We start from the raw sequence: 22955 nt of genomic DNA, 5'->3' as shown, positions 1-22955 counted from the left end.
TTCCTAGACTGCAAAGGTTTTCTTTCACGCTGAAAAGAAGACAAAGAGCTAAAATAAAGATCATTTTAGCTCTTTGTCAACAACCTGACAGACTCAATCATGAGTCTGTTTTTTCGGTGAAAAAAGACATTGTATTTCCCAGATCTGTATGCTAATATTCAATTCGTAATCATTTCGATTAATAATCGTAATGATTACGATAAAATGAACATTTGGGGGAAGTACATATGAATCATCAACCTGTTTACATAAAGAAAAAGGACGAGAAAAAGCAGTCCTTTGTGACATATACCTTGATGCTGTTTTCAGTCATGGCTTGTTTTCTATTGGCATCTTGTTCTGAAAATAAGACCTCTTCCAGTTTAAGTGGAAGAGAAGATGATGAACTGGTGTATGCAAGTACAAAAGATATAAGAGACATTAATCCCCATCTATATGGCGGGGAGATGGCCGCTCAAAATATGGTGTTTGAATCGCTTGTTGTGAATACGGAAAAAGGCATTCAACCTGCCCTGGCCCAAAGCTGGGATATTTCTAAAGATGGAAAAACCTACACATTTCATCTTCGAGAAAACGTGACTTTTTCAGATGGTGAGCCATTTAATGCGAAGGCTGTCAAAATGAATATTGATGCAGTTGTCAAAAATATTGAAAAAAATGCTTGGCTCAATCTCGTGTCAGAAATTAAATCCACAAAGGCTGTAGATGAACATACATTTGTTCTCACATTGAAGGAGCCCTATTATCCAACATTAGAAGAACTTGGTTTAACACGTCCATTCCGTTTTATTTCTCCCAAAAGCTTTATTGATGGCACCACATCAAAAGGCGTCAAAGGTTATGCAGGTACAGGTCCTTATGTGTTAAAGGAACATAAGAAAAATCAATATGCCATTTTTGAAGTGAATCATCACTATTGGGGAAAGAAGCCAAAGATTTCAACAGTGAAATGGAAGGTCATGCCGGATCACCAAACGATTTTACTCGCTCTGCAAAAAGGGGAGATCGACCTCTTATTTGGAGCTGATGGTGACATGATCGACGGAGATTCATTTCAGGCTTTAAAAGAAGCTGGTCAATATGGGGTAACCGTGAGTCCTCCTGTTGGATCAAGATCTATTGTGATCAACTCCAATCAACCAATAACACAAGATCCAAAAGTAAGAGAAGCATTTCAATATGCCATTCAAAAAGAGATGATTACAGAAGGGATTTTAAATGGAACTGAACAGGTGGCACATACACTGCTCGCCCCATCAGTCCCTTACGCAGATATTCCGCTTAAAAAGAAAACCTATCAAAAAAAGAAAGCAGTGGCATTATTAGATGAGGCAGGCTGGAAGCTAAAAGAAGACGGCTATCGCTATCAAAAAGACAAGCCGCTCAGCGTGACCATTTATTATAATTCGGATAATGCAGGTGAAAGAACGATTAGTGAATCGATTCAGCAGGACTTCAAGCAGGTTGGAATCAAGCTGGATATTAGAGGTGAAGAAAAACAGGCATTTTTAGATCGTCAAAAAACAGGAAAGTTTGATCTTATGTACTCTCTATCTTGGGGACTTCCTTATGACCCTCAAACATACGTCTCTTCATTCCGTGTTGCATCCCATGCTGATTATCAAGCTCAGTTAGGATTGAAAAAGAAAAAGTGGCTGGATGAGACCATTACGAAAGTATTGGTGGAGCCGGATGAGCAAAAGAGGGCACAAATGTACCGAGATATTTTGACGTATATTCATGATGAAAATGTGTATATCCCTATTTCCTATTCTGTGACAAAGGCCGTTTATAATAAGCGCCTCAAAGGTGTAGATTTTTATGTATCTCAGTATGAAATTCCCTTTGATCGAATGTATTTTTCGTCATAAATCGGAGGCTGAGACATGACACGCTATATCATAAAACGATTATTGCTTCTTTTGCCGCTCATTGTATTCATTACGTTTTTTGCGTTTGTGCTACTTGCGATGCGTGCGAGTGATCCAGCTGAGGTCGCTTTACGTGTGAACCAAGTAACCCCAACGGAAGAGATGGTTGAATCTATGCGTCAAGAGCTAGGCTTAGATCAACCTTTTTTCATACGCTATGTCACATGGCTTAAAGACGGATTAACAGGTGATTTTGGCAGTAGTTATGTCACACATGAGCCTGTACTTGACCTGATGATGGAGGCACTTCCTGCGACTTTACAGCTTGCAGGGATGTCCCTTTTGTTTATTATTGTGCTGAGTTTGTTATTCGGAATGGTGTGTGCATATGCGGCACATACATGGTTGGATCGAATCGTGAGAGCATTTGTGTTTATTGCAGCTTCCATGCCTAGTTTTTGGTTGGGCATTTTATTTATCTGGCTTTTTTCAGTCAAATTTAACTGGGTCAACACGAGTGGAATGGAAGGGTTTAAATCGCTTCTTTTGCCAGCGATGACTCTATCGTTTGGCTACTTATCGACCTATGTGAGACTCATTCGAAATCAAATCCTAAAGTTTCAGCACGAGCCCTTTGTTTTTTATGCAAGAGCTCGTGGTTTAAAGGAACGAACCATTCAATTGAAGGTGATGAGACATGCCCTTCAACTAGCGGTAACAGCACTCGGTATGTCAATACCAAAGCTCATTGCAGGAACCGTCATTATTGAAAATCTCTTTGCTTGGCCAGGGGTTGGCCGTTTGTGTGTAACAGCTATTTTTCACGCCGATTTCCCTATGATTCAAGCCTATTTGTTTGTGATGGGAATTCTATTCGTTGTGTGCAACCTTATCGCGGACGTCATACAAATGATCATGAATCCGCAGTTGCGAAAGGAGGTCTGAGAACTTTGCCCGGATGGAATCGATTAAGAAAAGATCGCATAGCCATTCTGTCTATTTGGTTTTTGGCACTTGTCACATTAGCTGGGCTGTTTGCACCAGTGCTAGCGCCACATGATCCAACTGACACGAATATTCTTCAAAAATATGCCGGTGTGAGTCTAACATATCCGCTCGGAACGGATCAGCTGGGGAGATGCGTATTGTCGCGGCTCTTATATGGTATTCGGACAACGATGCTTGCTGCCGTGCTGACAATGTGTATCACGATGCTCATTGGCACGATACTTGGACTCATGGCTGGTTTTTTTAGAGGGAAAGTTGATGGAGCTCTAATGAGAATATGTGATGTCATGCTGTCATTTCCAGCAGAGGTGATGATTTTGGCCGTTGTGGGCATTATGGGACCTGGGCTTTTCAATATTATTTTGGCCAATGTCCTTGCAAAATGGGCTTGGTATACAAGGATGATTCGTTCGTCAGTCCTGCAATATACGAATGAACCATCTGTTCAGTTTGCGAAAGTATCTGGGGGTTCACCTTTTTATATCCTTCGAAAACATCTATTTCCTCGCATCTCAGGAGAGATTGCTGTCTTTGCTACACTTGACGCAGGCTGGGTCATTTTAAATATTTCTGCTCTGTCTTTTCTTGGATTAGGTGTGAGTGCACCTACACCGGAATGGGGCATGATGCTCAACGAGGCGAAGAATGTCATGGTGACGCACCCGGCTCACATGCTCCCGCCTGGACTTGCGATCTTATTTGTGGTCATGGCACTGAATTTTTTAGGAGACAGTCTTCAGCAGGTCATGAACCCTGCCATGCACCTTACCAACAAAAAAGGGGGGAGACGGTTTGCCTTTCATCGAGATAAAAAATCTGTCCGTACATGATCCGATTCAACAAAAGGATTTAGTGGCAAATATCACGTTTACATTACATAGACAACGTTGTTTAGGCGTTATTGGAGAAAGTGGAAGCGGAAAATCAACCGTTGCAAAAGCATTAATTGGCCTTATCCCTCCTTCGCTAGAGATGATTGGGAGCATTTTGTTTGACGGTGAAAAATTGACAAGTCAGACTTCACAGCAGTGGAGAGGAAAGCGAATTGGCTACATTCCACAAGATGCTATGAATGCGTTCAATCCAATTGAAACAATTGGTCATCAAATACTTGAAACGTTCCAGCGGCATTTGGGTTTACGTGGAAAAGAAGGGACAGCACATGCGATCACTGGGCTAGAACGTGTCCATTTAAACAATCCGCATATGTTAATGAAAAAATATCCTCATGAGCTGTCGGGAGGAATGCTTCAACGTGTCGTGATTGCCATTACGATCATGCTTTCTCCTGACGTGATCATTGCCGATGAGCCTACAGCATCATTAGATGCATATAACCGGCGCGAAGTCATCACACAATTACAGAGGCTGAAAGAAGAAACAGGAGCTGCCTTGATCATCATTTCGCATGATTTAGGCGTCGTTCAGGCAATCGCTGATGAATTGTTGGTGATGCACCAAGGGAAGATGCTTGAGCATCGTCATGCAAAAGAGATATTTACATCACCTGAGCATCCTCAAACGAGGCATTTACTAGAAACGAGGCTTCGCTTATCGGCACCCCTTGAAGCACTGAGGCAGCAGAAGAGAGTGAGGGCATTCCCATGCTGATCACAGCAAATCAACTACTTAAACATGGAGAAGATAAAGGGCGCTTTTTTCATAAAGAGGAATCCATAGCACGCATAGCTCAGGTTTCATTTCAGGTTGGAGAAGGTGAATGTGTCGGGTTAGTCGGTGAGAGCGGTAGTGGTAAAAGTACAATAGCACGTACGCTGCTTGGTTTAGAAACATTAGACGGCGGAGAGATAAAGATAGATGGATGGCCAGCTCATACATGGCGTAAGATGAACCGGGGGGAAATGAGTGTTGTTTTTCAGGATTATCTATCTTCTGTCCATCCTTCCTTTACAGTGAAAGAGATCATAGCAGAACCCATGCAAATAATAAAGCGAAACATGAATGTGAACCAAAAAGTGTTGTCCCTGCTCAAGCAAGTAAGACTTCCATCGTCTTTGCTAAATCAATATGCTCATCAGCTAAGCGGCGGTCAGCTCCAGCGTGTATGCATAGCAAGAGCCATATCGACGAATCCAGCCATTCTCATCTTAGATGAAGTCCTTAGCTCACTTGACGTTTCTGTCCAAGTTCAAATATTGGAGCTTCTTGAGACATTAAAGCAAGAGTTAGATATGACCATTCTCATGATTACCCATGATCTAGAGGCAGCCGTTTATTTATGTGATCGACTTCTTTTTTTACATGAGGGAAAACTTGTGGAAGAATGTAAAAGTGACCAGCTGTTTGAAGCGACTCATCCATTTACGCTCAAGCTAATAGACTCACTCATGCCTTTTCAGCTTGACAAAAAATAACCAATCTTTTATCGTATACGTAACAAATGACGGAAGGGTGACCCAATGCAATGAAGTACTAATCCTATGACCTGTAAGCAAAATGAAAGAACGAAGGCAGTGAGCAAACGATATGTGTTGCTATGTTTGCTGCGTTTTCATTTTTTAGCTTCGGAATAGGATGGTACAGCTTGGGAATCAAAGATTGAAGTGATGGATACGGGGGATATGTGTGCTCATTTGATGAACCGCATGTCATTCTGTATCGATACGCTTATTTTTGTACACCATTTTGCCTCCTATTCTGAGAATGGGAGGCTTTTTCATGTCTCCTGATACGAAAGGAGAGGGTTGGATGTTACTGAGAGCCCACCAATTAAAAGTATTTAGAAAGGATCGCTTGTTATTTGATATAGAGGAGCTGGCCATTCATCAAGGGGACCGAATCGGCCTTGTGGGAACGAATGGCAGTGGGAAAACGACATTGCTCCATGTACTGGCGGGTAGGGAAAAACCAGACAGCGGCACATTTGCACACACTACAACTTGTACGCTGCTTCCTCAACTAAAGACAGGAGATGGCAGACAAAGTGGCGGAGAGATGACTCAAGCTTATATTGAGAGAGCTTTAAGCCGGCCTTCTGCCCTTTTATTAGCCGATGAACCCACGACTCACTTAGATACGGAGCATATTGAGTGGCTAGAAGAAAAGCTTCGTTATCATCAAGGTGCTCTGATTGTCGTCTCGCATGACCGTGCTTTTTTAGATGCGTTATGTACAGACATTTGGGAATTGGAGGATGGGAAACTCAAACCATACAAAGGCAACTACAGCGATTTTGCCCGGGAAAAAGAACTCGAACATCGTCAGCAAGTGGAGGCGTACGAGGCGTATACCCAAAAGAAAAAACAGTTAGAACATGCCATGCAAAAGAAAATGAAAAAGGCCGACAAAGCGACAAAGCCATCTCCAAAGCTGAAATCCTCGGGGCCTAAAATTGCAAAGCCTTACTATGCAAACAAGCAAAAAAAGCTTCAAAAAACAGCCAAATCCATCGAAACAAGAATGGAGAAATTAGAAAAGGTGGAGAAGGTAAAGGAAGCCCAGCCTCTTCAAATGACGCAGCACACCATGAAGGAAGTGGCAAGCCGCACCATTTTTCGTGTCGAACATGTAGATGGCATGGCAGGAGATAAAGTCCTTTGGAAAAAGGCGAATGTAGAAGTGAGAGGCGGAGACAAAGTCGCGATCATTGGGAAGAATGGGAGCGGTAAAACGACATTTCTCCGAATGCTTGTAAACGGACATCCCGGGATTTTTCGTTCAGAAGCCGTGAAGATCGGTTATTTTAGCCAAGATCTTTCAGGACTGAATCTAGATGAATCGATCTTACAAAATGCACTGGAACAGGCGATTCAAGATGAGACTGTCGTTCGCACCGTTTTAGCGAGACTTGGGTTTCGGGGAGACGATGTGTACAAGCTGACGAACGTATTAAGCGGCGGGGAACGGGTGAAGACGATGCTTGCAAAGCTGCTCGTCAGTGATGCCAATGTTCTGATGCTTGATGAACCGACGAACTTTTTAGACCTTGCGGCAGTAGAAGCGCTTGAAGGACTTTTAAAAGATTACCCGGGCACAGTTGTGTTTGTCTCCCACGACAGGCGGCTCATTGAGCAGGTGGCTACTCGTATTCTTCATGTGCACGAGGGAACCATTGAACGCTTTGATGGCACCTATGAAGAATATAAACAAAAGGAAGAAAAGCCAGCTGCTACAAAGAAAGAAGAAGAGCTCCTGCTGATTGATATGCAGCTGTCTGAAGTGCTCAGTCGTTTAAGCATCGAGCCTTCTCATGAGCTTGAAGAGACGTTTCAAGCGTTGTTAAAAAGAAAGAAGTTGTTAGAGTCATAAAAAAAAGCCCCTGTGTTTACTGCACAGGGGTTTGTTCATTTCGTTCTTTTTTCAATTGTTCAAGTTCGCTGACTGTGACAAGCTGGTAGCCTTGTTTGGTGAGTTCATGTATGATCTTCACTGCTGCTCGAGCAGAGCTGTCATAAATATCGTGCATGAGTACGGTTTTGCCATCTGCTGCATGTGAGAGAACATGGTTTGTGATCTGCTGGCTGTTGCGAATTTTCCAGTCCTCAGGATCGACATCCCACAATGAAACGTTCATGCCAACCGCTTGATTGATGTCGGGATTTGTTCCTCCATATGGCGGTCTAAAGTGCGTAGGAGTATAACCACTGGCCTTTTTAATCAGCTTCTGCGTGTCTTTTACTTGTTTGACCGCTTCTTTTAGAGGGAGTCTCGTTAATAAAGGATGGTTATATGAATGGTTTCCGATCTCATTTCCGCCCTTTAAAATGTCGGCAAGCATTCCAGGATAATACTGAACCCTGCTTCCTAATACGAAAAAGGTGGCGTGTCCTTTATTTTCCTTCAGCGCTGCTAAAATGGTTGAAGTTGTGGCTGGGTTTGGACCGTCATCAAATGTGAGTGCGATGGCTTTTTTATTCGGATCAAGCTTTGGCTTTTGCGGCAGCTTGACGGCTTTTCTTTTTGGATTCGGTTCTTTGATTTCATTCTGATTTTTGGTCTTATTCATATATTCCGGCTTCAAGATATCTTTTAGCAGCGTCTTTTTGATCGCCAGCGTTTGCGGACCTAAGTCCTTTGCGGCTACTTGAGAAGCTGGGAAATAGAACTCTATATATTTCTCTTTTAAGGCGAATTGACTGAAGTTTTGATCAGTAGGGGCTGTTCCTTTTTGAAGGAGTGATAGATCCTTAGACAAGGTTTTATCTTTTTTAAGCTCCGTGTATGTAATATAGGATAATTTTTTCAAATAGTCCTTTTTGGGTTGAAATAAATCTTTTGTGTCAAGAAAGTCTTTTTTCTGAAAATCGAAATTGATTGTGACGTGATGAGTGGTTCCATTTTGCTGACCTGTATATGTGTAGGTCGTAAAATAAATGGCCGCAGATTGTTTTGCATAGTGCACCATGTCATAGTCAATATTCAGTTCAAACCGTTTGTTTTCATCAATGTCCTTTGCTTCACTAAATGTCTTTTTGAAATGCTCTAATGCTGAATTCGCATAGCTTTGAATCTTGTCATCTAGCTTTTTTTGATGAAAAAGTGGATAGTTCACCGCATATCTCATAAACTTCCCGTCATTTACAAGAGTGACAATTTCAACATTTTTATAATTCGTATCCTGCTTCACATTTTTCTTCTCTGTACCGCTTGCTTGCTGATTTTGAAAGAATGCAACTGCTCCAATGACGATGGCAAGCGCAAATAGGATGATACTCCATTTTCCCTTTACTGACACAACTTTCAATTCTCCTCTCACGACGGGTCATTCTTTATTCCTTTGACATCTGTTTGTAATATTTTTATAACAATTGACTTGCTTTTGTAATTTTAGGGGATTTTCATGCGGAATGTCAACTATTTTCCTATTAAACTACTGTAAAAAATGATAGGTCTTTCAGAACGAGAAAAAGCAGAAGGAAAGAATTCTCTTATTTGCTGTCTACACATACCTTCAATAATTAAAAAAATGAGCCGTACATTGATTTTTCAGAGGCTGACGGCTATAATTTTGATGATTATGATTCTCATTTTCAAACTGACTTTTAATGAAGAAAAGGATGACACCGATTTTGCCGGATAAGCGAACATCTCAACAAAAACGATCATCACCTATTTTGTTCTTTTTATTGTTTTTTCTCGCTGTCATTGGTTTATTGGCGGCTATGTTTTTGGCTGTTTCATACGGTGCAAAGTCATTGTCTTTGCAAACGGTCTGGACAGCTGTGTTTGACTATCAGTCTCATGTGACAGAGCAGCAGATCATTCATGAAATAAGGCTTCCGCGTGTGCTAGGAGCTGCGCTTGTTGGAGCGGCGTTTGCTGTGGCAGGTGCGCTTATGCAAGGCATTACAAGAAATCCGCTGGCAGATGCCGGGATATTAGGCATTAACGGCGGTGCGATGTTTGTAGTCGCTCTCTGTTTTGCTTTTTTTCCAGGAATGCCTTATTCGGCATTGATGTTATTTTCTTTTTTTGGGGCCGTTCTCAGTACACTGCTGATCTTTGCCATTGGGGCGGCTGGCGGCGTGCTGACCCCACTTCGGCTCACTGTAGCTGGAGCTGTTGTTGCCGCATTGCTACATGCGCTAAGCTCGGGTATCGCCATTTACTTTGATCTCAGTCAGGATCTGGCTTTTTGGTATGCAGGGGGTGTGGCAGGTGTCAAATGGCCGCAGCTGATGATCCTTGCTCCAGTCATTCTCATTGTCATCGTTTGGGCGATGTTATTAGGACGATCCCTCTCGTTATTATCACTTGGTGAAGATGTAGCTGCGAATTTAGGGGTGAAAACCCGGCAAGTGCGAATACTAGGTATGGCAGCTGCGGTTCTGCTGGCAGGCGTTTCTGTATCGGCGGTTGGGTCTATTGGGTTTGTCGGGCTTGTCATTCCGCATATTGCACGAAAGCTGGTTGGGGTCAATTATCGTTTCGTCATTCCGATGTCAGCGATTTTAGGCGCAATGCTTCTCGTCTTCGCTGATCTTGCCAGCCGGACAGTAAATCCGCCAAGAGAGCTTGCCATTGGCGTCATGGTGGCACTTGTTGGTGTTCCTTTCTTCTTATATATTGCCAGAAAAGAAGGGAGGAACCTGTCATGAAAGAGAAACGGCGTGCTCTTGTCGTGACAGCCGTTTTGCTTTGTCTGAGTGCGGCTGTCGTGCTGTATAGTTTAAATACCGGCACGCTGAAACTCAGTCCTCTCGTTGTCGTCAAAACGTTATTTGGCTTTGGAGATTTCCAAAGTGAGACGGTGCTGTTTGATTATCGTCTCCCTCGAATCGTCGTGACGATACTAGCTGGAATAGGTCTAGGTATCGCAGGTGGCATTTTGCAGAGTTTATCCCGCAATCCACTTGCCGATCCTGGGATTATCGGTCTGAATGCAGGAGCCGCATTCGGCTTAATCATCTTTGTGACGTATTTTCACGTACTAGAAGGAAATCCATCTTTACTCATTCCGCTCTTTACATTTGGTGGTGGCCTACTTGCGGCGGCAGTCATCGTTCTTCTTGCGTACGACAGGCATGAAGGGCTTGTACCTATCCGGCTGATCCTTGTTGGAATTGCCGTAGCTGCGGGGTTTAGTGCATTGACGTTATATTTGTCATTGAAACTGGATGAAGATACATACACCTTCGCTTCAAGGTGGCTTGTGGGAAATGTATGGGGAAGAGACTGGATTCATGTACTTGCGCTCCTGCCTTGGATCGTATGTCTTGTCCCGCTTACGCTCATGCAGTCCAGCACACTCAATGCGTTAACGTTAGGTGATGCCGTCGCCTCAAGTGTCGGAGTACGTGTACAGCGCAAACGACTTTTTCTTCTCACCTTAGCTGTTGGTCTAGCGAGTGCAAGTGTATCGATGACAGGCGGAATTGGTTTTATTGGCCTTGTTGCACCTCATTTGGCGAGGCGTCTTGTCGGCTCACTGCACCAATATTTTTTACCAGTGAGCGCCTTGCTTGGATTGTTGATTTTGGTCAGTGCTGATACACTCGGACGCTCCATATTTGCCCCAAATGCCATCCCAGCGGGTGTGGTTGTGGCTTTTATCGGAGCACCTTATTTTCTCTATTTATTAACAAAAACAAAATAAGAAAGAGGAACTCATCATGAAAAAAGTACTTGTGTTTGGTTTAACGCTCTGTTTCTTGATTCTTGCCGCTTGTGGTCAACAGGAAACAAAGAAGACAACAAATCAAGATGAAAACGGAACACCTAAGATTGCATCCTTGTCGATTCATTTAACAAATGATTTATTAGCACTCGGTATAAAACCTGCTGGCTCTGTTGTAGGGGGAGACTTAAAAGATTTCCTTCCACATGCGAAGAAGCAGCTCAGCCAGACGAAAAAGCTGGGCATTGCAGCAGATCCTGATATGGAGTCGTTGCTTGCTTTAAAACCAGATGTCATTTACGTCGATGAAGAACTAGCTGGACAAGACTTATCAAAATACAAAAAAATTGCCAAAACCGAAGTGTTTAATTTAAATGATGGCACATGGCGTGATCATTTGAAAAAAATCGGCAAGCTCGTCAATAAAGAAAAAGAAGCCGATCAATATATTAAGGACTACAATCAAGAAGCAAAAGAAGTCAAATCACTCATCCAGAAAAAGATTGGAAATGGAAAAGTGATGGCGATTCGTGTAACAGCAAAAGAGCTTCGAGTATTTAGTATGAAACGTCCGATGGGTCCAATTTTATACGATGATTTAGGACTGACACCTGTAGATGGTGTGAAAAAACTGGACAGCAAACGTCCATTTGAAGTCATTTCTCAAGAAGTGCTTCCTGACTTTGATGCAGATGCTATTTTTGTCGTCGTGAACCGTGATGATAAGGCGCAACAGGCATTCAAACAGTTAGAGCAGACGCCGATTTGGAAAGGCCTAAAAGCTGTGAAGAAAAACCAAGTGTATCCGATTGCCGATCAGCCATGGCTAGATTATTCAGCTTTAGGCAACAAAATGGCAATGGATGAAGCAAAAAAGATGTTCTCTAAATAATCAGCACATAAATCAAGGCATCATTCCGCATCTAGGAATGATGTCTCTTTTTTTGATTCATTCTTCTATTCATTCGCTTTTTGCATACATATGAGAGGGAACGAGCAGTATCGTCCAAGGGGAGGGGTTACAGTTGAAGGTTCAAAAAATTAGTGCAGGCACTATTGCGAGGCTTGTGCTGCTTTTATTGGCACTTGTGAACAGCGCTCTCACCGCTGCAGGAAAAAGCCCAATTCCAATTGATGAAGAAGGTGTGCAGCAATTCATTACGTTAGCTTTTCTTGGCATCACATCACTATGGGCCTATTGGAAGAACAATGATATTACGAAAAAAGCACGAACCAAAAAAGAAGAATAACAGAAAACAGAGCCTTTTCATGCAAAAAGGCTATCAGCGTGTAGAAAAACCCTCGCATTCGGTGTCAGTCCTGCGCTTCGGTGCTCACGAATGTCAAATTCGCTCCGCTCCGGTGCTCGTCCTTCCTAGACTGCAAAGGTTTTCTATCACGCTGAAAAGAAGACAAAGGGCTAAAATCAAGTTCATTTTAGCCCTTTGTCCATAAACTGAATAGAGCCTTTTCATGCAAAAAGGCTCTATTTCATCGAAGCGACAAGCGCTTCTCCCCGCAAATTGGTTTTATCTCAGTGGCTTACGCCCGGTGTTCTCCCATATTGGTAAGAAACGCTTTCACTTCCTCGATGGTTAAGCCAATGGCCTTTGCTTCATTCATGAGACGCTTCCATTCTGACATATTTGAGTCGGTCAGCTTTCTCTGATTGACATGCAACGTCTTTCCTTCCTGCTCCTTTCTGTAGGTTTGGAGCAGCTGATACAGTTCTTCTTTAGGCATGCCGGATTGGACGGCATGAACGATATGATCCCGCCACTCCTGTTCACCGCCCTCAGCGTAATGAAACATCATCGTTTCTGCATCAAACAGCTCTTGTAAATCAATGTCTAGTGATGAGGATACCTTTTTTAAAAACTGGACAGATGGATTACGATGGACACCACGCTCAATCTTACTCAAATACGATTTAGAGACATGGGCATCTTCAGCCAACTGCTGAATTGAGTATCCTTTCCTCTTTCGGTAAATGCGTATCACCTTTCCTATCATTCGATATATGATCTCCCTTCTCCCCGGCGAATCGTTCTGCGACCTTTTCGTTCATTATAAGAAATAAATTGTTCTTTATAAAATTCAAAAACGTAAGAAACAGGAAGTAAACAAAAGAAAACGAACGATTTCGTTCTTTAAAAAGAACTATAAGACCTATTATGACATTTTTCTTTGCGGGTATTATCTTTTATAATCCAATCATTAACAAAAAGAAACCATATATAACCTTTTTATGATGAAATCGGGAGGTATCTATGAATGAGAATATAGGTTTTAAGCAGCTGTTTTCTGTCATAAAAGAGAAAATGGCCCTTCTGATCCTGATTGTCCTGATCGTAACGGGCATTTCAGCCTACTATCAGTTCTATGTCTCGACTCCTGTATATCAGGCAACCACTCAAATTCTTGTTCATAAACGAAGCAGTGATGCACAAGCGAATTTAAACGATATTCAGATGAACCTTCAATATACACGTACCTTTCAAGTCCTATTAAAAAGTCCAATCGTTATTGAAAAAGTAAAAGAAACACTCAATCTTACAGAATCGGCTGAAGGATTAAAACACAAAATTGCCACAAGTACAGAAAATGAGTCAGAGGTCATAAATATTTCTGTACAAGATGAGGACCGAGCGAAGGCAGTAGCCATTGCGAATACAGCCACAGAGGTATTGCAAGAAGAAATCAAAAAAACCATGAATATGGATCGCATTAATGTTTTGTCTGAAGCCAAGCTGTCCAACACGATACTGATGAACTCACGTAAATTCGTTCACATTGTTCTGGCACTAGGCGCCTCTGTATTAGGGGGAATGACACTCATTTTCTTAATGAATTTACTCGATGATACGGTGAAACGAACACATCAAATAAGAGAAGAGATCGGATTGCCGTCGCTCGGCAGTGTCTATCAGATGCATGCAGACAGGAGGGCAAAAAAAGACAAGCAGTCCGTCATAACGGGAGGACAGAACATTGATTTTTAAGAGGAAAAAAAGAGAAAAAAGAGATTTATCCTGTATTTCTGTATTAAATCCTCACTCTGTCATTGCGGAACAATTCCGAACGATCCGAACGAACATCGAATTCACGTCGATTCAAACGAGGCTGAAGTCGATATTGGTCACATCCTCCTTGCCGAAGGAAGGAAAATCATTTACGGCTGCAAACTTGGCAGCTGTTTTTGCACAGCAGAAAAAACGGGTTTTGCTCATGGATGCTGATTTACGTAAACCAGCCATTCATGAATATTTTGATCTGAGTCCGCACACCGGTTTGACCAATGTGCTATTAAATAATTGCAGTTTGGAGGAAGCCATTTTGCCTACACCGATTGAGCATTTAGAGCTGCTTCCGAGTGGGACCATTCCGCCAAATCCCGCTGAGCTGCTTTCCTCCTCTGTGATGAAGCAGCTATTTTACGAGATTGAACAGCAGTATGACATGGTGATTGTTGATTCCACACCGCTTCTGCCTGTAGCCGATGCAAAAATATTAGCGAACCGGACGGATGGAAGCATTCTTGTGGTTTTAAGTGGTAAAACGAAGATTGCCGCTGTGAAGAAATCAAAAGAAGTATTAGAGGGTACGACAGGGAAACTGCTTGGGGCGATGCTAAATGGCAAGAAAGTGAAAAAGGGAAGGCACTATATGTATTAAAGAGATTGATAGGTGATGTCTCCTAATCTTTAACAACGGAGGCACTCGATCCTGCTGTGGGCATGACATATGCCTTAGATGCTCGTCATCGGTAGTGGGATGTGAGGACGGGTTTGATGCCCATTTTATGTAAGAATAGTGATGCTTTAAAAAGGGGGAGGAGCGTTGACTTACGCCCAAAGATTATCAATCATCGTGGCACTAGATTCATATCTCATTTTAGTTGCCGTCTTTTTTGGCTTTCAATTTGTCCAAGAGGCAGCGTTAACCGTATATACATTTGAAATGCTCGTCATTTCTTCGCTCAGTCTACTGATCGGGCACCATTTGTTTTCGTATATTTTTCACGTGTACAAGCAAGTATGGGCCTATACAGGGGTTAGAGAGCTATTTTCTTTAATGAAGACCTTTGCGTGTTCATTTTTATTTTCCATGACGATGCTGTACATTTTTGTGCAGACATGGCCATTTCGCTTTTTATTTATTGTCTGGCTTTTCCATGTGTTATTCATCGGTGCATCTCGTATGGCATCCAGGCTGTTTCATGATGGTGCGAAGCGGTATCAAGTTGAAAAGGAGCGGGCACTAATCATTGGCGCTGGATCAGCCGGGACCATTATCGTTCGTCAGCTTCAGCAGTCGAGTGATGTACATATTGAGCCGGTCGCTTTCATTGATGATGACAAAACAAAGCATAAGCTTGAAATTATGGGGCTGCCTGTTCTTGGGGGAAAAGAACATATTCAAACGGCTGTTGCGATGATGGATATTCAAAAAATCATTATCGCCATTCCATCCAAAAGCAGTCACACATTAAAAGGACTGTATAAGGAATGTGTAGCGACTGGAATCAAAACACAGATTATGCCGGAAATGGAACAGATTTTAAAAGGAACCCATGCGCTGAATCAATTGCGGGATGTACAGCCAGAGGATTTGCTTGGAAGAGAGCCGATTCAATTAGATACAAGCCGTCTATCCGTTCACCTAAAAGGAAAAACGATTATGGTGACAGGAGCTGGCGGGTCTATCGGGTCAGAAATCTGTCGTCAAATTTGTGTATTTGCCCCTCGGGCGATTGTGCTTGTGGGACATGGAGAATTTAGCATTCATTCTATTTTACTAGAGCTGAAAGAATTGTATGGAGATAGCATTAGCCTATATCCACAAATTGCGGATATTCAAGATAAACAAAAAATGAGTGAAATCGTTGGTCATTTTCAGCCGGATATGATTTATCATGCCGCCGCTCATAAACATGTCCCGCTCATGGAAATTAGCCCGAAAGAAGCGGTGAAAAACAATATTATCGGGACAAAAAATGTGGCAGAAGCTGCACATGAGCACGGAGTTGAAACATTTGTCCTCATCTCATCTGACAAAGCGGTCAACCCTGCCAATGTGATGGGAGCCACAAAGCGGTTTGCTGAAATGGTGATTATGCAAATGGGGGCAAGCAGTGAAACGAAATTTGTCGCCGTTCGGTTTGGGAATGTACTCGGGAGCAGGGGGAGTGTCATTCCAATCTTTAAAAAACAAATTGAAAAAGGCGGGCCAGTGACCGTCACGCACCCAGCCATGACAAGATATTTTATGACGATACCAGAAGCATCAAGGCTTGTTATTCAAGCTGGTGCACTAGCAGAAGGAAGGCAGATTTTTGTTTTAGATATGGGGGAGCCAGTCAAAATTGTCGACCTCGCAGAAAACCTCATTCACCTCTCAGGCTACACCACAGACCAGATTCCCATCACATTTACGGGTATTCGTCCCGGAGAGAAAATGTACGAGGAGTTACTCAACCAGCATGAAAAAGCACAGGAGCAAATTTTCCCGAAAATCCATATCGGCCATGCCTTGGATGGTGATCCGTATGTGCTGAACCGCTTTATTCACGAATTTAACATGATGAGTGACGATCAATTAAGACAGGCCTTGTTTGCCGCCATTGAGTCGCATGATGTATTGCCTGAACCGATGCAACGAGAGGAGGAGCCACTTGCTAATGAAGAAAAAAGTCTTGTTTTGCGCAACGGTTGATTATCATTTTAAGGCGTTCCATCTCCCGTATTTCAGGTGGTTTCAGGAACAAGGATGGGAAGTGCATACAGCGGCAAATGGCCAGCTGGAGCTGCCGTATGTGGATCAAGCGCATTCCATTCCGATTCAGCGTTCCCCTTTTCATCTGCACAACCGGCTTGCTTATGTGGAGCTGAAAAAGCTGTTAGAAAAAGAGCATTATCAGTTCATCCATTGTCACACACCGATGGGGAGTGTCATTGGCAGGCTAGCGGCCAAAGGAGCGCGCAAAAAAGGGACGAAAGTTCTTTACACAGCGCATGGCTTTCACTTTTGGAAGGGGGCACCGCTTCAAAATTGGCTGCTTTATTATCCAGTTGAGAGATGGCTCGTTCAATATACAGATGCACTCATCACCATTAATGGAGAAGACTATGAAAGAGCCGATCGTCTGTCAAAAGAGAAGGCAGCTGTGCATTATGTTCCCGGTATGGGTGTGGATATGAAGCGGTTTGCACCAGTTGATGACAAAGAAAAAAAACGCCTTCGTAAAGCATATGGTTTTACCACGCAAGATTTTATCGTGCTGTGTGCTGGTGAATTAAATGACAATAAAAATCAAGGAATGCTCATCAAAGCTTGCGCGCAGGTGTATCGGAATATACCACAAGTGAAAATTGTATTTGCTGGAGAAGGGACAAGTCGGTCGTCCTATGAAAAGCTGGTCTGTCAGCTGAATCTTGAGGAACATGTACAGTTTGCGGGATTTTGCAAACACATCGAAGATTGGATGCATATGAGCGATGTATGTGTATCAACCAGCTTGAGAGAAGGACTTGGGATGAATCTTCTTGAAGCGATGTCTGCTGAAAAGCCGGTGATTGCAACAGAAAATAGAGGGCATTGTGAGCTCGTCAAACATGGAGTGAACGGCTTTTTAGTCAAACCGCATGATGTGAATGGTTTAGCCGTTTATTTACAGCAGCTCTATCATAAAAAGGACCAGCTCCATCTGATGGGGAAAGCGGGACGTTCTATGGCTCACGCATTTGCACAGGAGCAGACGGTAAGTGCAATGGAGGAAATTTACACAACGTATATGGATCAAAAAGAGAAGGTGATGTGAGCATGCGTCAGCCGAAAGTATCGATTATCATGGGTGTTTACAATTGCCAAGAGACAGTAGAAGAAAGCATTGAATCGATTCTTCATCAAACCTATGAAAACTGGGAGCTCCTCATATGTGATGATGCATCAACAGATGGCACCTATGAAAAAGTGCTGCACTATACCATGCGTGATCCCGATAGAATTCGCATCATCCGAAATGAACATAATCAAAGACTTGCCGCCAGTTTAAATCGTTGTCTCACTGAAGCTAAAGGAGAGCTGATTGCAAGACAGGATGGCGACGATATATCGGTGTCTACACGATTAGAAAAACAGGTTCATTTCCTTGAAGCACATCCGGAATATGATGTGGTTGGGACGGCGATGACGGTGTTTGATGAGTCAGGGACGAAGGGCGTTCGGGCACTTGTCTCAGAGCCTGATCGAAGGGTGCTGGCAAGAGGAACGCCTTTTTGTCATGGGACGATTATGATGAGAGCGTCTGCCTACAAGTCTTTAAATGGCTATCGTTCTGTCAAAACAACCAGACGGATGGAAGATATCGATCTGTGGATTCGTTTTTTTGCTGCGGGGAGAAAAGGCTTTAATTTGCAAGAGCCCTTATACCTTGTAAGGGAGGATGAAGCGGCCTTTCAGCGCCGGAAATTCCGATACTCAATGGATAATGCTTGGCTTGTTTTAAAAGCATGCAAGCAATTAAAATTGTCGCCGTTTGATTATCTCTTTGCGCTTAAGCCGGTCATCCGCGCTTGTTTGTCGCCAAAGATCATGAGGTTTTATCATCAGCGAAAGCTTGGAGGATCTATGGGGAAAAGGAGGACGATTCGGGATGAGTGAGCCAAAGCGTGTACTGCACGTTGTGGGCGGAATGAATAGAGGCGGAGCAGAAACGATGATCATGAACATCTATCGAGCGCTCGACCGGAATGTTCTTCAATTTGATTTCGTTACCCACCGGGAGGATGTCTGTGATTACGATGAGGAAATTCGTCAGCTTGGTGGGCGAATTTTTTATGTCCCAAGTATTGGAGCGTCCTCTCCATGGACGTTTGTGAGAACGTTGACGAAGACGATTAAGCAAACGGGACCTTATCAGGCGGTGCATGCACATACAGATTTTCAAACGGGCTTTTCTGCCCTTGCTGCGAAACTGGCAGGTGTGAAGATACGCATTTGCCATTCACATAATACCGCTTGGAAACAGTCTCCTAGCCGGGTTGATCATTTGATGCTCAAAGGATTTCGTCAGCTGATCTTTGCCTTTTCTACGCAGCTCGTTGCATGCGGTGAAGATGCCGGTACCTTTTTATTTGGACAAAAAAGAATGCACGATGGACGAGTGGACATTTTGCCAAATGGGATTGATTTGGACCTTTTTTTTCAGTTGGAGCCAGAAGCGAAGGTGAAGATGAAAAAAGACCTCCATCTTCACGAGAGAAAACTGATTATTGGACATATTGGCCGATTTCATGAGCAGAAAAACCATGTTTTTTTCATCGAATTAGCGCAGACACTGAAAAAACAAGGGGTCTCCTTTCAGCTAGTTCTCATAGGAGATGGGCCGCTCCGGCCAGTGGTTGAATCGTATGCAGTGAAAGCAGGATTAATGGAAGACATTGTGTTTACGGGCGTTGTCTCAGAGGTTCCGCAGTATATGAAAGCATTTGATGTGTTTGTGATGCCGTCTTTGTTTGAAGGTCTTCCGCTCGTATTAGTGGAAGCGCAGGCATCTGGACTTCCTTGTGTGATTTCAGATCATATCACAAAGGAAGTCGATTTAGGTTGTGGGCTTGTGAAACGAAAATCCTTGCAAGATTCAGCACATGAGTGGATGAAAGCCATACTAGAAGCCTACCATGCAGACCCTCCTCTTCAGGAGACGATTATTTCTCAGCTTGGCCTTAGAGGATTTGATGTGAAACAGAACATCACCCGTGTGATGAATGTGTATGGATTGTAAGGAAGGATTGGCAGATGGCGGTTTATTTGGTGAACATGATCATGGTCTATTTATGGTCGAGTTTTGCCGCATTTTATGGCAGACGTGATGATACCATACAAAGCGGCTGGCGGCCGAACAAGCTTCTGGTGTTTTTTCCATTTTTATTTCTTTGTATTGTGGCGGGCATACGCTACAAAGTAGGAACTGATTTCGTAACCTATGGACAAATGTATGAGTTCTCCGTCAACTATGACAAGCCTTGGCATATTTTCGGATTCGGTGTAGACAAGGCCGCCACTGATCCGGGGTTTACATTGATCTTATGGATGCTCAATCAACTGTCACATGAGCCGCAAATCATGTATATCACAGTTGGGATCATCACCTATTTTTTTATTATCAAAACACTTGTGCGATATGGACGGCCATTTGAGCTTAGTATGCTACTATTTCTCGGCACATTTCATTATTACGCTTCGTTTAATGGCATGCGGCAGTATATGGTGGCAGCGATTCTTTTTTATGCCATCCAGTTTGTCATCAAAGGTCAGTGGAAATGGTATTTTCCGCTCGTGCTTGTATGCGCGCTGTTTCATTCATCGGCACTCATTATGATTCCAGTCTATTTCATTGTCAGAACAAAGGCATGGTCTTGGATGATGTTTGTGTTATGTATGATTTTTCTAGGCTTAACCGCTCTGTATGACCGCTTTGTCTCCGTGTTTGTGGTGATGCTGCAAGGGAGTTCTTATGGTCATTACGAGGAGTGGCTGACAACGAATACGAATGGAATGAATGTGACGAAAATTGGTGTCTTGATTTTGCCGTTATTGCTTGCGTTCTTTTGTCGAAAACGACTTCGTGAGCTGACGCCAGAGAGTGATTATATTGTGAATTTTTGCTTGCTTGGATTTTTGTTTGGCATCCTTGCAACGAAGGATGTCATTTATGCAAGATTTCATATTTACTTTGGTCTGTATCAGCTCATTTTACTGCCTTATTTCACACGGATTTTTGATCAGCGAACCAATTTCTTTATGTATATCGGAATTGCGGTTTGCTATATTTTGTACAGCATCATGCTGATGCCGTTTGATTCTTCTGTTTTACCGTACCGAACGATTTTTACAAAGTAGATTTGAAGAAAGGTGGGGCTTGCTGTCATGCCAGCTATCAGTCTATTGGTCGCAGTCTATAACACTAGTCAATATGTGGAGCAGTGTCTTCAATCGATTGCAGACCAAAGCTTTTCAGATATAGAGGTCATCCTTATTAACGATGGATCTACCGATCACAGTGGAGACATCCTTGAAGCGTTTGCTGCGCGTGATGAGCGATTTCGGGTGATTCACCAAATCAATCAAGGGCTGGGAGCGGTGAGGAACAGGGGCATAGAAGAAGCAACAGGAACGTATCTTGCCTTTGTTGATTCAGATGATGTTCTCGCTCCTCAATACTGTGAGGCTTTATATCAAGAAGCCGAAAACACCGGTGCCGATCTTGTTGTCAGTGAATATTGGATTCAGTTTGAACAGTCAAAACGGATCATACCGACGACGCTGTTAGCTCAGCAGGAAGCCGATAAGACAAGTTTAATAGAATCGTTATTACATGGTGAGATCACGGGATTCTCATGGAATAAGCTGTATCGGCGGGCGTTTATCGAAAAGCATCATATCCGTTTTCCGTTGAGAGGTGAGCTTGAGAATATTGAAGATCAATATGTCACGCTGCGCTGTTTTTCTTTATCACGTGTCATTGCCTTTGTTCATGAGCCGCTTTATTATTACCGGGTTCATTTGTCATCCATTGTCCAGCGATATCAAAAGCAGTATTTTCAGCATGGACTGGCGTTTTATGACGCGCAGCGTTTGTTTTTAAAAGAGCATGATGAGCTGACACCATATGAGAAGGCTTTTTATTTTTTTATCGTGAATCATACGCTGCATTGTATGCTCAATGAATGGAAGAGCCAAAATTCCCTGTCCTTTCAAAAAAAGCTTGGTCATATGCGTGAAATGGTGACACATGAAGCTTTTCAGAAGGCTGTGAAACAAGTGGAACCATCGAAGCTGACTGTGCGCAAGCGAATGATCTTATTCCTTGCTAGGCTGCAGTGGGTGTATCCGCTCTCTGTCGCAGCTTCAAGCTATCAAAAATGGATTGAATATCAAACGAGAAAATCGGGGTGATGATTGTGACATTGCAGCAATTAAAAGCACATGCCGCAGAGTGGCTGCTCTTAAAGGTCAAGTATCCGCTCCAATATAGGTTGAGCCGCCAAAGACTGCCAGAGCTGCGTCATCAGAAGAAAATCATTCTCACGCTGCTGCCGGCACATGACAACTTAGGTGATCACGCGATTGCCTATGCCAGCTGCTGTTTTTTACAAAAGCACTTTCCAGACTATCAAATCATAGAAGTAGACATGCAGGAGATGTATCGTCTAGCACGTCCGCTGAAGCACGCGCGGCACCCAGAGGACATTGTCTGTATCATCGGCGGGGGCAACATGGGCGATTTATATCGATATGAAGAATGGACAAGACAATTTATCATGAATGCCTTTAAGTCCTATCCCGTCATTCAGCTGCCCGCTACTGCTCATTTTACAGAAACAAAGAGAGGGAAAAGAGAAGAACGCCGCGCTATTCAAGCATATCAACAACACCCGAGGCTTCTTTTGATGGCAAGAGATCAAACCACCTATCAATGGATGAAGCAGCATTTTCCTAATAAAGAGGTGTGGAAACAGCCTGATATGGTCCTGACATTAGACGAAACATCAAAGAGTCAAACCCGTAAAGGAGTGCTGCTTTGTCTGCGTGAGGATAAGGAGGCATATCTCACGAAAGAGAAACGAGAACAACTGCAGGAGCATATCAAAGAAACGTATGATCAAGTTGGTTTTATCACAACAACCATTGGTAAGCGAGTAAATCGAACGACTCGTTTAGAGGAATTATCCACGTTATGGACGCAGTTGAGACAGGCACAAGTCGTCGTGACAGATCGACTGCATGGCATGATCTTTTGTGCGATCACACAAACACCGTGTGTTGTCATCAGGTCGTTTGATCATAAAGTCATGGAAGGATATGAATGGGTAGCGCACTTGCCGTTTATGACCCTTTTGAAGGAACCAACGGAGGAAGCGGTGAAAAAGGCCATTCATCAGCATATGAAAACAAGCGGACAAAAGGGAGAGGAAGCTGGATGAAGGCCCTTAAAC

General features: G+C 43.1%; 21 protein-coding genes. 19 read left to right on the top strand and 2 right to left on the bottom strand.

Annotation, left to right across the window (positions count from 1 at the left end):
- Positions 1-227: 227 nt before the first annotated feature.
- The 6 genes from nikA (at position 228) to abc-f (ending at position 7148) form a co-directional block, all read left to right on the top strand.
- Positions 228-1871 (top strand): nickel ABC transporter substrate-binding protein, encoded by a 1644-nt coding sequence (gene nikA, locus MHI41_RS16005; protein WP_342494302.1) that lies wholly within the window; start codon positions 228-230, stop codon positions 1869-1871.
- Between the two features lie 15 nt (positions 1872-1886).
- Positions 1887-2816 (top strand): nickel/cobalt ABC transporter permease, encoded by a 930-nt coding sequence (gene opp1B, locus MHI41_RS16000; protein ID WP_017368098.1) that lies wholly within the window; start codon positions 1887-1889, stop codon positions 2814-2816.
- A gap of 5 nt (positions 2817-2821) precedes the next feature.
- Positions 2822-3709: a nickel/cobalt ABC transporter permease gene (gene opp1C / locus MHI41_RS15995; RefSeq protein ID WP_073412772.1), complete on the top strand. Its 888-nt coding sequence runs from the start codon at positions 2822-2824 to the stop codon at positions 3707-3709.
- Positions 3672-4490, top strand: coding sequence for an ABC transporter ATP-binding protein (locus tag MHI41_RS15990; RefSeq protein ID WP_272511146.1), 819 nt, complete (start codon positions 3672-3674; stop codon positions 4488-4490). The genes opp1C and MHI41_RS15990 overlap by 38 nt, the downstream gene beginning before the upstream one ends.
- Entirely contained in the window at positions 4484-5254 is a 771-nt protein-coding gene (locus tag MHI41_RS15985; RefSeq protein WP_073412768.1) for a dipeptide/oligopeptide/nickel ABC transporter ATP-binding protein, read from the top strand. The genes MHI41_RS15990 and MHI41_RS15985 overlap by 7 nt, the downstream gene beginning before the upstream one ends.
- Positions 5255-5588: 334 nt before the next feature.
- On the top strand, positions 5589-7148 hold the full coding sequence (abc-f, locus tag MHI41_RS15980; protein ID WP_216895298.1) for an ABC-F type ribosomal protection protein: 1560 nt from the start codon (positions 5589-5591) through the stop codon (positions 7146-7148).
- 16 nt (positions 7149-7164) lie between these two features.
- On the opposite strand, the gene MHI41_RS15975 is transcribed toward abc-f, so the two are convergent.
- Complete coding sequence (locus MHI41_RS15975) at positions 7165-8574, bottom strand: polysaccharide deacetylase family protein (protein WP_048001963.1); 1410 nt, start codon at positions 8572-8574, stop codon at positions 7165-7167.
- Positions 8575-8908: 334 nt separating this feature from the next.
- Here MHI41_RS15975 and MHI41_RS15970 point away from each other — a divergent pair, with 334 nt between their 5' ends.
- The 4 genes from MHI41_RS15970 (at position 8909) to MHI41_RS15955 (ending at position 12206) form a co-directional block, all read left to right on the top strand.
- Positions 8909-9937: an iron ABC transporter permease gene (locus MHI41_RS15970; protein WP_207209290.1), complete on the top strand. Its 1029-nt coding sequence runs from the start codon at positions 8909-8911 to the stop codon at positions 9935-9937.
- On the top strand, positions 9934-10935 hold the full coding sequence (locus MHI41_RS15965; RefSeq protein ID WP_017359188.1) for an iron ABC transporter permease: 1002 nt from the start codon (positions 9934-9936) through the stop codon (positions 10933-10935). Before MHI41_RS15970 ends, MHI41_RS15965 begins: the two co-directional genes overlap by 4 nt.
- A gap of 16 nt (positions 10936-10951) precedes the next feature.
- Positions 10952-11848 (top strand): iron-hydroxamate ABC transporter substrate-binding protein, encoded by an 897-nt coding sequence (locus MHI41_RS15960; protein ID WP_007500130.1) that lies wholly within the window; start codon positions 10952-10954, stop codon positions 11846-11848.
- 133 nt (positions 11849-11981) lie between these two features.
- Entirely contained in the window at positions 11982-12206 is a 225-nt protein-coding gene (locus MHI41_RS15955) for a phage holin (protein WP_008347764.1), read from the top strand.
- 292 nt (positions 12207-12498) lie between these two features.
- Here MHI41_RS15955 and MHI41_RS15950 read toward each other — a convergent pair whose 3' ends face one another.
- A complete protein-coding gene (locus MHI41_RS15950) occupies positions 12499-12969 on the bottom strand; it encodes a helix-turn-helix domain-containing protein (RefSeq protein ID WP_019743107.1) in 471 nt (156 codons plus the stop codon).
- A 257-nt stretch (positions 12970-13226) separates the two neighbouring features.
- Between MHI41_RS15950 and MHI41_RS15945 the strand changes: the two genes are divergently transcribed.
- The 9 genes from MHI41_RS15945 (at position 13227) to MHI41_RS15905 (ending at position 22943) form a co-directional block, all read left to right on the top strand.
- Positions 13227-13958 carry a Wzz/FepE/Etk N-terminal domain-containing protein gene (locus MHI41_RS15945; RefSeq protein WP_007500132.1) on the top strand — a complete coding sequence of 244 codons (732 nt, stop codon included), beginning with the start codon at positions 13227-13229 and terminating at the stop codon, positions 13956-13958.
- On the top strand, positions 13948-14631 hold the full coding sequence (locus MHI41_RS15940; protein WP_008347761.1) for a CpsD/CapB family tyrosine-protein kinase: 684 nt from the start codon (positions 13948-13950) through the stop codon (positions 14629-14631). The genes MHI41_RS15945 and MHI41_RS15940 overlap by 11 nt, the downstream gene beginning before the upstream one ends.
- A 165-nt stretch (positions 14632-14796) precedes the next feature.
- Positions 14797-16671, top strand: coding sequence for a nucleoside-diphosphate sugar epimerase/dehydratase (locus MHI41_RS15935; RefSeq protein ID WP_019743108.1), 1875 nt, complete (start codon positions 14797-14799; stop codon positions 16669-16671).
- Positions 16637-17776, top strand: coding sequence for a glycosyltransferase family 4 protein (locus tag MHI41_RS15930; protein WP_019743109.1), 1140 nt, complete (start codon positions 16637-16639; stop codon positions 17774-17776). Before MHI41_RS15935 ends, MHI41_RS15930 begins: the two co-directional genes overlap by 35 nt.
- Positions 17777-17778: 2 nt before the next feature.
- Positions 17779-18618, top strand: coding sequence for a glycosyltransferase (locus MHI41_RS15925; RefSeq protein WP_019743110.1), 840 nt, complete (start codon positions 17779-17781; stop codon positions 18616-18618).
- Entirely contained in the window at positions 18611-19741 is a 1131-nt protein-coding gene (locus MHI41_RS15920) for a glycosyltransferase family 1 protein (RefSeq protein ID WP_171465788.1), read from the top strand. Before MHI41_RS15925 ends, MHI41_RS15920 begins: the two co-directional genes overlap by 8 nt.
- A gap of 14 nt (positions 19742-19755) precedes the next feature.
- On the top strand, positions 19756-20859 hold the full coding sequence (locus tag MHI41_RS15915) for an EpsG family protein (protein ID WP_171465787.1): 1104 nt from the start codon (positions 19756-19758) through the stop codon (positions 20857-20859).
- A 27-nt stretch (positions 20860-20886) separates the two neighbouring features.
- Positions 20887-21915: a glycosyltransferase gene (locus tag MHI41_RS15910; protein WP_224558725.1), complete on the top strand. Its 1029-nt coding sequence runs from the start codon at positions 20887-20889 to the stop codon at positions 21913-21915.
- On the top strand, positions 21915-22943 hold the full coding sequence (locus tag MHI41_RS15905) for a polysaccharide pyruvyl transferase family protein (protein ID WP_282833385.1): 1029 nt from the start codon (positions 21915-21917) through the stop codon (positions 22941-22943). The genes MHI41_RS15910 and MHI41_RS15905 overlap by 1 nt, the downstream gene beginning before the upstream one ends.
- Positions 22944-22955: the final 12 nt, after the last annotated feature.

It is taken from the genome of Bacillus sp. FSL M7-0307 (assembly GCF_038627835.1).
GTDB classification, from domain to species: domain Bacteria; phylum Bacillota; class Bacilli; order Bacillales; family Bacillaceae; genus Bacillus; species Bacillus altitudinis.
The sequence above is the reverse complement of the archived record's forward strand: the minus strand, read 5'-3'. Positions and strand labels throughout refer to the sequence as shown.